At 65.9% G+C, this 15,200-nt stretch carries 11 protein-coding genes; 4 read left to right on the forward strand and 7 right to left on the reverse strand.

What is annotated here, in order from left to right; all coding sequences use genetic code 11:
* Positions 1-32 precede the first annotated feature (32 nt).
* Positions 33-455 (reverse strand): hypothetical protein, encoded by a 423-nt coding sequence (locus N2L00_RS11325; RefSeq protein ID WP_255764713.1) that lies wholly within the window; start codon positions 453-455, stop codon positions 33-35.
* 415 nt (positions 456-870) lie between these two features.
* Here N2L00_RS11325 and N2L00_RS11330 point away from each other — a divergent pair, with 415 nt between their 5' ends.
* Entirely contained in the window at positions 871-1,119 is a 249-nt protein-coding gene (locus N2L00_RS11330; protein ID WP_055239553.1) for a WhiB family transcriptional regulator, read from the forward strand.
* A 93-nt stretch (positions 1,120-1,212) separates the two neighbouring features.
* Here N2L00_RS11330 and N2L00_RS11335 read toward each other — a convergent pair whose 3' ends face one another.
* The 4 genes from N2L00_RS11335 to N2L00_RS11350 all read right to left on the reverse strand — a co-directional run bounded on the left by N2L00_RS11335 (position 1,213) and on the right by N2L00_RS11350 (position 9,625).
* Positions 1,213-2,694 carry a sensor histidine kinase gene (locus N2L00_RS11335; RefSeq protein ID WP_227918357.1) on the reverse strand — a complete coding sequence of 494 codons (1,482 nt, stop codon included), beginning with the start codon at positions 2,692-2,694 and terminating at the stop codon, positions 1,213-1,215.
* Between the two features lie 12 nt (positions 2,695-2,706).
* Positions 2,707-7,581, reverse strand: coding sequence for an NAD-glutamate dehydrogenase (locus tag N2L00_RS11340; RefSeq protein WP_255862717.1), 4,875 nt, complete (start codon positions 7,579-7,581; stop codon positions 2,707-2,709).
* Positions 7,582-7,664: 83 nt separating this feature from the next.
* Positions 7,665-8,969 (reverse strand): chromosome partitioning protein, encoded by a 1,305-nt coding sequence (locus tag N2L00_RS11345; RefSeq protein WP_255862716.1) that lies wholly within the window; start codon positions 8,967-8,969, stop codon positions 7,665-7,667.
* Positions 8,966-9,625, reverse strand: a complete 660-nt coding sequence (locus N2L00_RS11350) for an SAF domain-containing protein (protein ID WP_255862715.1) — start codon at positions 9,623-9,625, stop codon at positions 8,966-8,968. The genes N2L00_RS11345 and N2L00_RS11350 overlap by 4 nt, the downstream gene beginning before the upstream one ends.
* A gap of 245 nt (positions 9,626-9,870) precedes the next feature.
* On the opposite strand from N2L00_RS11350, the gene N2L00_RS11355 reads away from it, so the two are divergent.
* On the forward strand, positions 9,871-10,104 hold the full coding sequence (locus N2L00_RS11355; protein ID WP_227918361.1) for a helix-turn-helix domain-containing protein: 234 nt from the start codon (positions 9,871-9,873) through the stop codon (positions 10,102-10,104).
* Between the two features lie 36 nt (positions 10,105-10,140).
* Here the strand turns inward: N2L00_RS11355 and N2L00_RS11360 are convergent, their stop codons facing one another.
* A complete protein-coding gene (locus N2L00_RS11360) occupies positions 10,141-10,707 on the reverse strand; it encodes a hypothetical protein (RefSeq protein WP_255862714.1) in 567 nt (188 codons plus the stop codon).
* A gap of 207 nt (positions 10,708-10,914) precedes the next feature.
* Here N2L00_RS11360 and N2L00_RS11365 point away from each other — a divergent pair, with 207 nt between their 5' ends.
* The gene (locus N2L00_RS11365) at positions 10,915-11,706 is read left to right on the forward strand and encodes a LysM peptidoglycan-binding domain-containing protein (RefSeq protein WP_255862713.1); all 792 of its coding nucleotides are present in this window, start codon (positions 10,915-10,917) and stop codon (positions 11,704-11,706) included.
* Between the two features lie 100 nt (positions 11,707-11,806).
* Positions 11,807-12,406, forward strand: a complete 600-nt coding sequence (locus N2L00_RS11370) for an Rv3235 family protein (protein WP_255764721.1) — start codon at positions 11,807-11,809, stop codon at positions 12,404-12,406.
* A 21-nt stretch (positions 12,407-12,427) separates the two neighbouring features.
* Here the strand turns inward: N2L00_RS11370 and secA are convergent, their stop codons facing one another.
* Entirely contained in the window at positions 12,428-15,178 is a 2,751-nt protein-coding gene (gene secA / locus N2L00_RS11375; protein ID WP_255862712.1) for a preprotein translocase subunit SecA, read from the reverse strand.
* Between the last annotated feature and the right edge of the window lie 22 nt (positions 15,179-15,200).

The raw sequence follows: 15,200 nt of genomic DNA on the forward strand, positions 1-15,200 counted from the left end.
TTTTCCGGGGCCCGGCGGGACCGGGATGCCGCCTAGAAGGTTTTGTTGCTGTCCGTGAGCCTGCTGGTGTGTGCCAGGACCGGCTTTGTGAACAGGAGCAGCAGGACCGCCGCAGCGGGCAGCAGCAACCCGAGGCCGGCCAGGACCAGGCCTGCCTGCAGGGTCGGAACGGCCAGGATCACTACAAAGAGCTGCCAGACCAGGGCTGCGGAGCGGGTCCAGCGGTATCCGCGGAAAAAGAAGTGCCCCACTGCCAGCAGCCACACTGCGAGGGCCACGGCAAAGACCAGCGTGAAGACGGCGCCGCCCATGGACAGCGGTGTCGAAGTCGCCAATTGGTAGCCGTACCACGCCGCGAAACCAAGCAGGCAAAGGGCTTCGAGTACGAGTACGGCGGCGATGGCAAGCACAGCGGGGGCACGCTGCACCGAGGGAGGTTTCTGGGGTGTTGACACACTGGCAGAATACCGGACATCGTCTCCCCTGGAGCCCCGAAGGAACTCGGGGGCCCAGCAGACAGCTCTTCACGGCGCCCGGCAAAGGCCCCGGTTCGGCCCGGTCCCGGCGTCACATGAACCACCCGACAGACACCGGGGTAAGGGGCGGGTGAGACACAACAATGTCCGGCTGTGTGACTTCCGGAACTGGAACTAATAGCAATTCCCGGTTCGGCGCACGCAGGTAATGTGATGCATCCCTCAGCCCTGCTGCCATATTTTCCGCCCGATACCCCTTGTTTGCTTTGGCCTGACGTGCCACGCTAGAACAAGGGAAAACAGGGGCCGAAACCGGCCCCTTTAGTTTGTAGTTGCTCGTGAATGTTTTCACAAACACGTAGGAGTCAACTTTTCAGAGGAGATAGTGATCAACATGGATTGGCGGAGCCGCGCAGCTTGCCTGGATAAAGATCCGGAGCTTTTCTTTCCCGTGGGCAATACCGGCCCGGCTCTTCTTCAGATCGAAGAAGCCAAGAGCGTCTGTCGCCGCTGCCCGGTGATCGATACCTGCCTCCAGTGGGCAATCGAAACCGGCCAGGACGCCGGCGTATGGGGCGGCATGAGCGAAGACGAACGCCGCGCGTTGAAGCGCCGCGCAGCGCGCGCCCGCCGCGCCTCGTAAGCAGGACTTCCCCGGCGGAAATGATGCCGGTACAACAAAGGGCCGCTGCCATTGGCAGCGGCCCTTTGTTGTACCGGGAGTATTCCCGCGGGATCAGGTACGCCGGTACTCGGTATCCAGGCCCATGTCGATCCGGACTTCCGTGCCGCCGCTTTCGCCTGCGGACCACTCGATGGTGCCGTCCAGTTCGCTCTGGACCAGGGTCCGGACAATCTGCAGGCCCAGGCCCTCCCGCCGCGGTCCGGGCGGCAGGCCCACGCCGTCGTCGCTCACCGTCACGGTGAGCCGTTCCTCACGGCCGGCTTCGCCGTGCCGCTGCGCAGCCAGTCCGACTGTGCCGCGACGGCCCGCCAGTCCGTGTTCGACCGCGTTGGTCACCAGTTCGTTGATGACCAGGGCCAGTGGAGTGGCAAGGTCGCTCGGAAGTTCGCCGAAGGATCCTTCGCGGCGGGTCCGGACTTCCTGCGTCGGCGAGGCAACTTCGGCGGACAGCCGGAACTGGCGGTCGATCAGCTCGTCGAAGTCCACGTTCTGCGTCAGGCCCTGGGACAGGGTCTCGTGCACCAGTGCAATAGTGGACACGCGGCGCATGGCCTGGGCAAGGCCCAGCTTGCCTTCATCGCTCTCCATCCGCCGTGACTGCATCCGCAGCAACGCCGCAACGGTCTGGAGGTTGTTCTTCACCCGGTGGTGGATTTCGCGGATGGTGGCGTCCTTTGACACCAGTTCCATCTCACGGCGGCGCAGTTCGGAGACATCGCGGCAGAGCACCAAGGCACCGAAACGTTCCTTTTCGTCCCGCAGCGGGATGGCGCGCAGGGAAAGGCTTACGCCGCGGGACTCGATCTCCGTCCGCCACGGCATCCGCCCGGTGACCACCAGCGGCAGCGTTTCATCAACCATGCGCCGGTCCTTGAGCAGCGCCGTGGTGATCTCCGCGAGGGAACGCCCCTCGAGAGTCTCCATGTCGCCCAGCCGGCGGAATGCAGAAACGCCGTTAGGACTGGCGTACTGCACAATCCCTTCGGCATCGAGCCTGATCAACCCGTCTCCCACGCGGGGAGCACCCCGGCGGGACCCGGTAGGCGTGGCGAAGTCGGGCCAGAGGCCCAGCGTTCCCATCCGCAGCAGGTCGTAGGCACATTGCCGGTAGGTCAGTTCCAGGCGCGAGGGCATCCGCGAGCTGGACAGGTCCATGTGCGAGGTCACCACGGCCAGGGTCCGGCCGTTGCGGACGAACGGAATCGCTTCCACCCGCATGGCTGTTTCCGCTGTCCAGCTGGTTTCGCTGGACCGCTCTATGTGCTGGCTTCGCCAGGCAGCGTCCACCAGCGGGTGCAGGTCCGCGCGGATGCGTTCGCCGACAAAGTCGCTGTGGAACACCGTGTGCGACGTCGACGGGCGGGCATGCGCCAGCGCCACGTAGCCGCCGTCGGGCACGGGGAACCACAGCGCCAGGTCGGCGAATGCGAGATCGGCAACAAGCTGCCAGTCCCCCACCAGCAGGTGCAGCCATTCGGCGTCGCCGGGGCCGAAATCCGCGTGGTCCTTGATCGGGTCGGTAAAGATTGCCACTGGTACCCCGGACTAGCGGCGGACGATGGAACGAAGCAGGCGAAGGGCGACGGAAAGCGATGCCATGTCGTCCTCCTCCAGGCGGTTTACTTCGCTGAACATCTTGGAGGCGCGCTGCAGGTGGTCGGCATTCTCCTGCTCCCATGCCTGCAGGCGCTCCGACGGATCCGTGCCGGACCGGTCAGGAGTAGCCTCCAGTACAGCCACCGTCATATCGGCAACCGTCGAGTACAGGTCATCACGCAGGGCTGCACGCGCCAGCGACTGCCACCTGTCTTCACGGGGCAGCTTCGTGATCCGGTTCAGCAGGTCGTCAATCCCGTACTGGTCGTAGACGGCGTAGTACACGCCCGCGACTTCATCCGCCGGAACTCCGGTTGCCTTGCTGGACAGGGCAACATCGAGCAGGCCGAACGACTCGAACTGCTCGGCCCAGTACGTCCCCAGTTCCTTCGGGATGTCCAGCTCGCGCGCCTTCTGCAGCATGGCTTCCACCCGCTCGGCATCGGAACCGCGCAGGAAACGCGTCAGGTCCGAGATCAACGGCTGGACCACGGGCCGGAATGCTTCGATGTCCTCGGCGATCGTTGTTCCCCGGCCAACGTGGTTGACGAACCAGCGCACCGCGCGGTCCAGCAGCCGCCGCAGGTCCAAATGCATCATTGACCAGGTCTCCGTCGGGAAGCCGGCGGGTAGGCCGCCAAGTTCCGCCAGGACCTTGTCAATGCCGTAGATCTCCCGCAGCGCGGTGAAGGCACGGGCCGTCTCCGCTTCGGTGGCCGAGGTTTCCTCGATCACCCGGAAGGCGAAAGTGATGCCGCCGATGTTGATCATGTCGTTGGCTACCACGGTGGAGATGATTTCGCGGCGCAGCGGATGGGTGTCCAGCTGGTCCCCGAAACGCTCGACGATCTGCTTCGGGAAATACCGGCGCAGGGTACCGGCAAAGTAGGGATCGTCGGCCAGGTTCGAGCGCGTCAGCGCCTTCGTCAGCTCGATCTTTGCATACGCCGCAAGCACGGCCAGTTCGGGCGACGTCAGGCCGCCCTCACCTGCGGCAATGCGCGCGTGCAGTTCCTGGTTGCCGGGCAGGGCCTCGAGTTCACGGTCAAGGTCGGCATGTTCCTCGAGCCAGTCCATCAGGCGCTCGAAACTCGGGCTGGCTTCCACGACCCGCTGCCGGTCGTTGAGCAGCAGCATGTTCTGGTCGATGTTGTCCTGCAGGACGAGCTGCCCGACTTCGTCGGTCATCGAGTGAAGGAACTCCGCACGCTCCTGCGGATCCAGCCGGCCGGCGGCGACCATCCGGTCCACGAAGATCTTGATGTTCACTTCGTGGTCCGAGCAGTCCACGCCTGCGGAGTTGTCGATCGCGTCGGTATTGAGGATGACCCCGGCGCGGGCCGCCTCGATGCGTCCGCGCTGCGTCATTCCCAGGTTTCCGCCTTCGCCGATAACCTTGACCCGGAGGTCACGGCCGTCCACGCGGATGGCGTCATTTGCCTTGTCTCCGACATCGGCGGAGGTCTCGGCCGAGGACTTCACGTAGGTGCCGATACCGCCGTTGTAGAGCAGGTCCACCGGTGCCGTAAGGATGGCTTTCAACAGTTCGGGCGGGCTCATCTTGGTTGCCGTGTCGGGCAGGCCCAGAACCTTGCGAACCTCCGCCGACAGCGGAATGCTCTTGGACTGGCGCGGGAAAATGCCGCCGCCGGCGCTGATCAAGGACTCGTCATAGTCCGCCCACGACGAGCGGGGAAGCTCGAAGAGGCGCTGCCGTTCGGCATGCGACCGGGCTGCGTCGGGGTTCGGATCCAGGAAGATGTGCCGGTGGTCGAAGGCAGCCACCAGCTTGATGTGTTCGGACAAAAGCATGCCGTTGCCGAACACGTCGCCGCTCATGTCGCCGACACCGACCACGGTGAAGTCCTGGTTCTGGGTGTCGATCCCGAGTTCGCTGAAGTGCCGCTTGACGGATTCCCAGGCGCCGCGGGCGGTGATGCCCATCGCCTTGTGGTCGTAACCCACGGAGCCGCCCGAGGCGAAGGCGTCACCAAGCCAGAAGTTGTAGTCGGCGGAGATGGAGTTGGCAATGTCGGAGAACGACGCCGTGCCCTTGTCCGCAGCCACCACCAGGTAGCTGTCGTCACCGTCGTGGCGGACCACGCGCTCCGGCGGCACTACTTCCTCGCCGGACTCCTTGACCACGAGGTTGTCAGTCAGGTCCAGCATGCCCCGGATGAAGGTGCGGTAGCTGTTCTTGCCCTCTTCCATCCAGGCACCGCGGTCCACGGCGGGATCGGGCAGCTTCTTGGCGTAGAAACCGCCCTTGGCGCCGGTGGGAACGATCACTGCGTTCTTGACCGTCTGGGCCTTGACCAGCCCCAGGACTTCGGTGCGGAAGTCTTCGCGCCGGTCGGACCAGCGCAGCCCGCCGCGGGCTACCTCGCCGAAGCGCAGGTGCACGCCTTCCACCCGTGGCGAGTAGACCCAGATTTCGTACTTCGGGCGGGGGAACGGAGCACCGTCGATGGCACCGGTGTTCAGCTTGAAACTGACGTACGCCTTGTCCTGGTAGAAATTGGTGCGCAGCGTGGCGTTGATCAGGGTGGCAAAGGTGCGCAGCACGCGGTCGGCGTCGAGCGTCGGCACCTGCTCGAGGCCGGTCTCCAGGGCGGCGCCGGCCTGCTCGACGGCGGCCCGCCGCTCGTCCTCGGTCAGGTCCGGATCAAAGCGTCCTTCGAAGAGCGCGATCAGTGCATGGGCGACGTCGGGGTTGGCCAGCAGTGTGCCTGCCACGAAACCGTAGGAGTTCGCCGTGCCGACCTGGCGCATGTACTTTGCGTACGCCCGAAGGATGACCACCTGGCGCCAGCGCAGTCCCTGCCGCAGGATCAGCCGGTCAAAAGCGTCGGACTCGGCAGTCCCGGACAAACCGGCACGGAAGGCTTCGGCCAGCAGGGATCCGGTCTCCATCGGATCGATGCCGGCGGGGTAGACGAGGCCCAGGTCATAAAGGTAGAAGGTCGTACCGTCGCCCCGCCGGATCTCGAAGGGCCGTTCGTCGAGCACTTCCAACCCGAGGTTGTGCAGGAACGGCAGGATCTGGGTCAGCGATTTCGGCTCGGTCAGGTAGAGCTTCAACCGGGCGTCCTCCGGGCCTTCGCCGTCGGTGCCTTCGCCGTCGGTGCCTTCGCCGTGGGTGCCGGACGGAATGTAGACGAACAGTTCCGGCGCGGTTTCCGGGCGGGCGAGCCGTGCTTCGAACCGGGCAATGTCCTCCAGGGCATCTTCGACTTCGTAGGCCACGCGGTAGGCGGCCGGGAAGGCGTCAGCCCAGAGTGCGGAGAGCTTTTCTGCCTCCTCGCGGGAGAACTGGGTGCGGACTACCTCTTCGATGCCCTCGCTCCATGAGCGTGTCGCCTGCACGAGCCGGGCCTGAAGTTCAGCGGCATCAACGTCGGTGATTTCCTGGCCGCGGGGAAGCCTGATCCGGAAGAAGAGGCGGGCGAGGGCGGATTCCGTCATCCGCGCTTCGAAATCGATGGACTCTGCGTTGAAGGTGGAGCGCAGTTCGTCCTGGATGCGCAGCCGGACCGGCGTCGTGTAGCGGTCACGGGGCAGGAAGACGATGGCGGACATGAACCGGCCGTAGATGTCCGGCCGGAGGAACAACCGGGTGCGCCGCCGCTCCTGAAGGCGAAGGATGGCCAGGGACGTATCCAGCAGCGTCGAGGGGTCGATCTGGAAGAGTTCGTCGCGGGGGTAGGTTTCCAGGATGGAGAGCAGGTCCTTGCCGGAATGCGAATCGGCCGGGAACCCGCAGGTACGCATCACATCGCGGACCTTGTCCCGGACGATCGGGATGCTGCGCACGGAGCCGGTATAGGCACCGGTGGCGAAGAGCCCGATAAAACGGCGTTCGCCGTTGACGTTGCCCTGCTCGTCGAACCGCTTGACCCCGAGGTAATCGAGGTAGGCAGGCCGGTGCACGGTGGAACGTGAGTTGGCCTTGGTAATGACCAGGGCGCGCTTTTCGCGTGCCTTTGCGCGGCCTGCACCGGTCAGTCGCTGGACCCGCCGGGTGGAGTGCAGGCGCAGCAGCCCCAGTCCGCTGCCTTCAGTGGGACGGAGGGCGTCTTCGCCGTCTTCGGTGATGAGGTCGTATTCCCGGTAGCCCAGGAAGGTGAAGTTACCGTTGTCCAGCCATGTCAGCAGTTCGCGTGCCTGCTGCAGGTCGGGGATGTCCCGTGCCCCGGGCACCGCTTCGAGCGAACGCGCGATCTCGTGCACCTTCGAGCGCATGGCCGGCCAGTCCGAGACCGCGATCCGCACGTCGCCCAGCACCTTCTGCAGGCCTTCGACGAGTTCGGAGCGCTTCTCCTCGTCGGTAATCCGGGCAACATCGATGGCGATCCAGGATTCCACCTTGGTGGTGCCGCCGTCGCCGCCGCCCAACAGGTCGGCCAGGTTCGGCAGGGCGGCGGTGTCGCCGCTGGAGACACCGGCGGCAGCGGGAACCCGCTGCACCTGCTGCAGCTCCCCGGTCCGGGGATCCCGGGTAGCCAGGAAAATGGGGTGCACCACCAGCCGGATAGCGGCGTTGCGGCGCACCAGCTCTGCCGTCACGGAGTCGACAAGGAAGGGCATGTCATCCGTGACAATAAGGATGACGCTGGTGTCGCCTTGATCCACCATGTCGACGGCGGCGGTGCCTTCGGCGCGGGTCAGCGCCAGTTCCATGTGCTTTTGCGCCCGCTCCCTCAGAACCGACGGCGCGTAGGCCTGCGCATCTTCACGCGCCAGATGCTCGTAGTAGTTCCCAATGAATTCATCCAGGGAAGTGTCCGAACTGAAAAGATCCGCGATGCGGGATCCTGACGACATGTAATACGCCTCCGATAGTACTTACGTCCGGCTGCCCCGTTGCAGCCTCTTCTTATCGAGCCTAGCCGCGAATGCGCCAAAGGTCACTTTGCCCCCGTCCTGCGTGCGCCGCGGCGGCGCCGGGGAACCTGCACGCCTGCCAGCTCCGCTATGGCCGCGCGGAGGACCGACGCCGGCGCGGTTTCCAGCAGCGCGGTCCCGGAGAGCAGGGAAGCATCGGCGGCGGCGTAGTCGGCCGGAAGGAAAGCGGCGATTTCCCCTCCCGGCCCGAACCTTTCCCATGCTCCGCGCAGCTGGCTTTCGGGCTGCCGTCCAACGGAGGAGGCCCGGACCTTGTTCAACACGACCCGCGGCTCGACGGCCGGAACCGCCGCGGTCAGATCCGACAGGGCCCGGACCAGGCGGGGAACTCCCACGGAGTCGGCGGCACCTACGGCGTAGACGGTGTCCGCCGCGTCGAGTACCAGCAGGGTGGAGGCGTTGCGGCGCGGGGCCATGGTGTCGAAGCTCAGTTCCTCATCTGTTTCCAGGGAGAATCCGCAGTCCACGACGGTCAGGTCGGCAACCCGGCGCGCCGCATCGAGGACGCCCGCGAGCGCCGCGGGGCGCAGTTCCACCCAGCGGTCAGAGCGGGTGATACCGGTAAGCACTGCCAGCCGCTGCCCCCGCAGGGAGACGCTGGCCGAAAGCCTGCGCAGCGCGGCGTCGTCGAGCAGCCCCTGGTCGGCAAGGCGGCAGGCCTGCGCCACTCCGGCGGATTCGTCGAGGAGGCCGAGGCTCACCGCCACGCTGGAGCCGTAGGTGTCTGCGTCGATAAGGAGCACCTCCGCGCCGGCAGCAGCCGCTTCGGCCGCCAGGTTGACGGCCAGCGTGGTCCTGCCCGGTGCTCCTGCCGGACCCCAGACAGCGGTGACGGTGCCCCTGCAGCCGTCCGGTTCCGCGGCGCCTGCCGGTCCCGGTCCCGTGCTGCCGGCCCCAAATGCCGCGGCAGGGTCGGCGAGCGCGTTGCGGCCTGCCGGAGCCCCGCCTTCCACGTCCTGGTCCAACGCCCGGACGGCAGCGGCAATCAGTTCGGCGAGCGCACCCGGGTCAACTCCGCTGGGGGCATTGACTATCCGCAGGGCGTCCAGCCGCGGTTGAAGCACAGGATCGTCGGTGAGCGCCACGAGGGCCACCCCGGCCGCCGCCAGCCGTTCCGCCAGTGCCGCCGTGAGGTCCCCGGCCTCGTCGACGACGACGGCGGCACGCACGATCCCGCTCTGCGACACGGCCACGAGCTCCGTCAGCTCGGTGCACCGCCGCACCACCGTGACAGGTCCCTGCAGGCGTTCCAGCCCGTCAAGGACACCGGCGGTAGCGGCCCCCACCGTAGCGACAGGGATGTTCACGAGCCTGATGCGGGGTTATGGACCACGGTGATCTTGGCCTGGTTGGACAACGCGCTCAGCAGCAGCGGGAGGTCCGAATCGTCAACCAGGACCAGGAGCTCCGTACTGCGGTTGGCGCCCAGGGCGGACTCGGTGACGGCCAGCTCCGATATTTCGGCCGCTTCGATCAGCTGCTTCGGCTCGTCGAATCCGTTACGGGCATTGGGCATGGCCGCCCAGATGTCCACGCGTGATCCTGCCTCGGTGCTGGCGGGCAGCGGGTCCTCGACCCGCAGGCCGACGGGCTTGCGGTCCAGCGCGTCCCGTTCGACCAGTGCGGACCGTGCCACCAGTTCCCCCTGCCGAAGCGCTGCACCCGCTACGGCGTTCTCCGGCAGGCCCGCGGCAATGGGAAGGTAAAGCTCTTCGGCGTTACCCAGCCGGACCGGCACCGCAACCAGGTCTTCGGCACTGATAGGCGCCCCCGGAGGAATATCCTGCTTCACGGCATAGACGTCCGTAGTCCGATCGGCGCTGTCCACCAGCGTCACGACGCCGGCGATGGACCCGAGCACCAGCAGGATCCCGAGCAGGAGCCGCGGGTCCCGCCATGACGGCTTGCGCAGCCGTGCGGCCGCCGGTTCCGCCCCCGGTGTGCGGTGGTCAGTCAGACTCATGCTCCCCCGTTTTCCACTGCAATCCCCATTGCGTTCCGCCTTGGCTTGTCTCCAGGCTCCCCTCGCCCCGCGCCGGGGGCCTCATTCGGGTCATTGTGGAGGAAGCGCAGCGGGAAAGAAACGGTGGTTGTCAGGAAAGTCGGATCTGTGGATAACCCATCCGCTGCTTCCTGCTGGTGCCACACTGGTGGTGCTGGTATACAACGGGTGCAAGCCGCAGTGGTGCGGTGCGAAAGGTGAGTGCCGTGGGCGATAAGAGATTCCTGACGCTGGCAGATGTCGCCGAGGTGCTGAACATATCCTCCTCGCAGACGTACGCCCTGGTCCGCAGCGGAGAACTTCCCGCCATTCAGATCGGCGGAAGGGGCCAGTGGCGGGTCGAGTCGCAGCAGCTCGAAGACTATATTTCCCGGGCCTACCGGAAGTCCGCTGCGGCCGTGCGGCAGGGTATCCCGGTGGAGGAGAACGCGGGGAGCTGAACAGGCGCAGGCTGCTTCGCCCGCTCCGGGACCCGGTCACTCCCACCCGTTGTGCTGTTGTGACAGCACCGCGGCCACCGTGGCCGTTGGCAGGACATGGACACCCGTGACGTTTGCGCTGCGCCGCGGCTGGTCGGACGGTATCGCCGCCAGCTCCAGAAAGTCGCTGCCCACCCTGTCGATTGTCCCGTGCAGGGCGCTGTCAGCCGGTGCCCCGGCGGAACGGACGACGACGGCGCTGCGGTCCCGGGCGATGCTGCGCAGTGCTGACGTCACCCCCAGCCGCACGTTCCCGGCCGTCGGACTCGCAAATCGGTCCAGGCCCCTGACGGCAACCACCTGGGACAACACCGCCAAAGCTGCACCGCGTTCCTGCTCGAGCGACACCCAGCCTTCCCCCACATGCCTCAGGATCCCCCGCAGCATCCCTGCTGTTCCGAGATCGAAGACCAGTTGCTTCCCGCATTGGCTGCGCAGCCTGTCCTGCAAACTGACTTCGCGCAGTTCCATCCGCACACGGTCTGAAATCTCGCTTTCGGCTGCCAGCCCGGCGGCTGCGGCCAGCTGCGCCTCCATGTCCCTGAAAAGGGCGTCCCATCGCATCGCCCAAGGCTAGCGTCCACGACGCGTGTCAACCACTCTGGACACCGGTCGAACCGAAGTGTAGACACGGGCATCACACAGGCCAGACAGCACTAAAAAACCTCTAGCGCCATCAAAGTTCACCAATCGAAGCGAAATGAACCAAATAGGCCTAAACGGCTAGATTCCCCGAGTACCTCAGCTCTCCTCTCCAGATCGGAGAATGCAATGACCGGTTCCACCTCCCGCCCCGGGCTGGCTGCGGATGCACTGGCAACCGCAGCCGCAGCAGCGCTTGGCCTGCTGCTCCTGTGGTGCGGAACCCGAATGCTGCCGGACGTCGCCGTCGCAGGTTCAGTCTTGTCCTCCCCCGGTCCGCTCTCCGAAGCTCCGCTTTCCCGGGCCTCGCTGACCCGGCTGGCCGGGTTCTGCGCCGCCGCCGCAGGCCTGCTGCTCACGCTCTGGTGGATCCTGGGGTTTGCCTGCGCCCTGGCCGGGTGCCTCCTGCACCGCTTCGGGTTCCGGACGGCCGGCACGCGGACCCTCTCCCTGGCCCCGGCACCGCTGCGCCGGCTGGCATCAGCCGCGCTGGGAATCTCGCTGGCCGCCGGCGGCACGTTGGGAACGGTGCCGGTGGCCGTCGCAACCGCGGCAGCGGTATCCGGGACACCTGCACCGGCGTTCGCCCCCACGGGCATCCCGGTTGGACCGGATGCCGCGCAATCCACTCCTCCGGAGCCTGATCCTGCGGAAGCCGTTTCTCCACTTTGGCGTCCCTCGCCCCCGCAGCCTGCGGCCGGCGGCCTACTCACGGGGGTTCCTCGGCCGGACGAGCGCGAAGTCGTGGTTGCAGCGGGAGACACCCTGTGGTCCCTGGCCGCTTCGCAACTGGGCCCCCAGGCCACGGACGCGGAGACTGCCGCCCTCTGGCCCCGCTGGTACGAACTGAACCGCGAGGTCATTGGACCGGATCCCGGCCTGATCCATCCCGGCCAGGTTCTGGCCGTCCCCCCTCCTTGAACTTCTCCCCCGCTGTCCACGGTCCGGCGCTGTTCCAGCGCACCAGTCCGCCGGCGGAATCCACCAACCGCACCGCTCCCGCGCAAGGAAAGGACGCACCATGACCAGCGTGATATTCCTTCCCGCTCCCGATGCCCCGGCCGGACCGGCGCAACCGGGCCGACCGGGCGCCGAAGGCGATGCGGGGCCCATCGCCGTCTATCTGGCCCCTTCACAGGAGCTGCTTCCAGCTCCCGTTCCCGCCAGGCCGCGCGAACGTTACGGGGTCCCCGGCGAAGCGGATCCGCTGCCGCGTCCCGCCGCCGGAGCCGCCAACTGGGCATCGAACCCCGCGGACGATGCCCGGGTGAAAGCCATCTGCCAATCCGTGGCACTCGCCGCACTCGAGGTCCTGGGCGGTGTCCGTCCGCTGCAGCAGATGGCCCGCTGGCTCGACCCCGAAAACTACGAACGGCTGCAGCTGCGCTCCAACCTCGTCCGCGGGCTGCAGCACAATCCCCAGGGGCGGTCCAGGACGGCACCCGATCCGCAGCTGCTGCACCGCAGCATACGCATCCGCTCCTGCCGTCTCTGCCCGGTGTCGGAAGGAATCTACGAGGCCACGGTAGTGGCACTGGAACACGAAAGAGCCCGCGCCGTTGCGCTGAGGGTTCAGCTGCGGCGCGGGCTCTGGAAGGTTACTGCCCTGGAGATCGGATAACCGGCCCCCGGTAACGCGGGTTTACTTGCGGCGCTTGGCCTTCTTCGCGGCGGACTTGCTGCCGGCCGCCGGAGCGGTCTTGGTGTCCTGCTTGTCGCGGGACGTCCGTTCCACCCTGGTCTCCACCCCGCCCTGGCTGTTCGGCGCGGTGAACTGCAGGCTGGCCGGCTGCTGCGGAGCTTCGAGTCCCGCCGCCTTGATGACCGGGGTACCGACGACGCCGCGGGCGTCCTTGACTCCCGGCAACCCGTTCGCTGCCGGGGCGGCAGGTTCGCTGACCTGCACGTCGGCGTTGAAGAGGTAGCCCACGCTTTCCTCGCGGATGGCCTCCATCATGGTCTGGAACATAACGAATCCTTCGCGCTGGTATTCCACCAGCGGATCGCGCTGTGCCATGGCCCGCAGCCCGATGCCCTCCTTGAGGTAGTCCATCTCGTAGAGGTGTTCCTGCCACTTACGGCCGATGACGGAGAGCACCACGCGGCGCTCCAGTTCACGCATGGTGGCCGAGCCGAGGGCTTCCTCGCGTGCCTGGTAGGCCAGTTTCGCGTCGGAAAGGATCTCGTTGTGCAGGAAGTCGCGGGACAGCCGGGACCGGCCGCCGGCTTCTTCAACCACTTCGTCGATGGTCAGGCTGATCGGGTAAAGCGTCTTGAGGTTGGTCCACAGCTGCTCGAGGTCCCAGTCATCTCCGTGGCCCTCCGCGGTTGCCTCGTTGACCATCGCCGTGACCACGTCCTCCAGGAAGAAACTGATCTTTTCCTGCAGGTCGTCGCCTTCCAGGATCCGACGGCGGTCACCGTAGATCGCTTCACGCTGGCGGTTCAGGACGTCGTCGTACTTCAGGACGTTCTTGCGCTGCTCGGCGTTGCGGCCCTCAACCTGTCCCTGCGCGTTCTGGATCGCCTTGGAGACCAGCTTGGACTCCAGCGCCACGTCGTCGGGCATGGACGAGCTGTTCATGATCCGTTCGGCTGCACCGGAGTTGAACAGCCGCATCAGGTCGTCGGTGAGCGAGAGGTAGAACCGGGATTCGCCCGGATCGCCCTGGCGTCCGGACCGCCCGCGGAGCTGGTTGTCGATACGGCGGGATTCGTGGCGTTCGGTGCCGAGGACGTAAAGTCCGCCGAGTTCGACTACTTCCTGCTGCTCGGCGGCGACGGCGGTCCGTGCCTTTTCCAGGGCATCCGGCCAGGCGGCCTCGTAGTCCTCGGGGTTTTCGTTCGGGTCCAGTCCGCGGCGTTCCAGTTCGGCAATGGCGTTGAACTCGGCGTTGCCGCCCAGCATGATGTCGGTGCCGCGGCCGGCCATGTTGGTAGCCACAGTGACCGCTCCCTTGCGGCCCGCCTGGGCGACGATGGCGGCTTCACGTGCATGGTTCTTTGCGTTCAGCACTTCGTGGCGGATGCCGGCCTTGGCCAGCTGCTTGGAAAGGTACTCGCTCTTCTCCACGCTGGTGGTGCCGACCAGCACGGGCTGGCCTGAGGCGTGTCGCTCGGCAATGTCCTTCACCACGGCGTCGAACTTTGCCACTTCGTTCTTGTAGATCAGGTCCGCCTGGTCAATGCGGGCCATGGGCTTGTTGGTGGGAATGGGCACCACGCCAAGCTTGTACGTGCTCATGAACTCGGCGGCTTCGGTTTCGGCCGTACCGGTCATGCCGGCGAGCTTTTCGTAGAGGCGGAAGTAGTTCTGCAGGGTGACCGTGGCGAGCGTCTGGTTCTCGGCCTTGATGACCACCCCTTCCTTCGCCTCGATGGCCTGGTGCATGCCCTCGTTGTACCGGCGTCCGGCCAGGATGCGGCCGGTGTGCTCGTCGACGATCATGACCTCGCCGTTGAGGACCACGTAGTCCTTATCCCGCTTGAAGAGTTCCTTGGCCTTGATGGCGTTGTTCAGGAAGCCGATCAGCGGCGTGTTGGCCGCTTCATACAGGTTGGAGATACCGAGGTAGTCCTCGACCTTCTCGATGCCCGGTTCGAGGATGCCGACGGTGCGCTTCTTCTCGTCCACTTCATAGTCGGTGTCCTGCTTCAGCCGCTGGACGACCTTGGAGAACTCGGTGTACCACCGGTTCACGTCGCCGCTGGCCGCACCGGAGATGATCAGCGGCGTACGGGCTTCGTCAATCAGGATGGAGTCGACTTCGTCGACAATGGCAAAGTGGTGGCCGCGCTGGACCAGCTCGGCAGCGCTCCAGGCCATGTTGTCGCGCAGGTAGTCGAACCCGAACTCGTTGTTGGTTCCGTACGTGATGTCGGCGGCATACTGTTCGCGCCGGGTCGCGGGGTCCTGGTTGGAGAGGATGCAGCCGCTGGTCATGCCGAGGAAGCGGAAAACGCGCCCCATCAGGTCCGACTGGTACTCCGCGAGATAGTCATTCACCGTGACGATATGGACGCCGCGTCCGGTCAGCGCATTGAGGTAGGCCGGGGCCGTTGCCACCAGGGTCTTGCCTTCACCGGTTTTCATTTCGGCAATGTTGCCCAGGTGCAGGGCGGCGCCGCCCATCAGCTGGACGTCGAAGTGCCGCATGCCGAGCGTACGCCCGGCAGCCTCACGGACAGCGGCAAACGCTTCGGGAAGGAGGTCGTCGAGGGACTCACCGCCGTTGTAGCGCTCCTTGAGGCGATCCGTTTCACCCCTGAGCTCGGCATCGGTCATGCCCTTGAACTCATCCTCGAGCACGTTGATCGCGTCGGCGTAGTTACGCAGTGTCTTCAGCGTCTTCTTGTCGCCGGTACGAAGAACTCGTTCGAGTAGTGATGCCACTGATTTGCTCCCAATCTAGTTG

Source organism: Arthrobacter sp. zg-Y1171 (assembly GCF_025244845.1).
GTDB lineage: Bacteria > Actinomycetota > Actinomycetes > Actinomycetales > Micrococcaceae > Arthrobacter_B.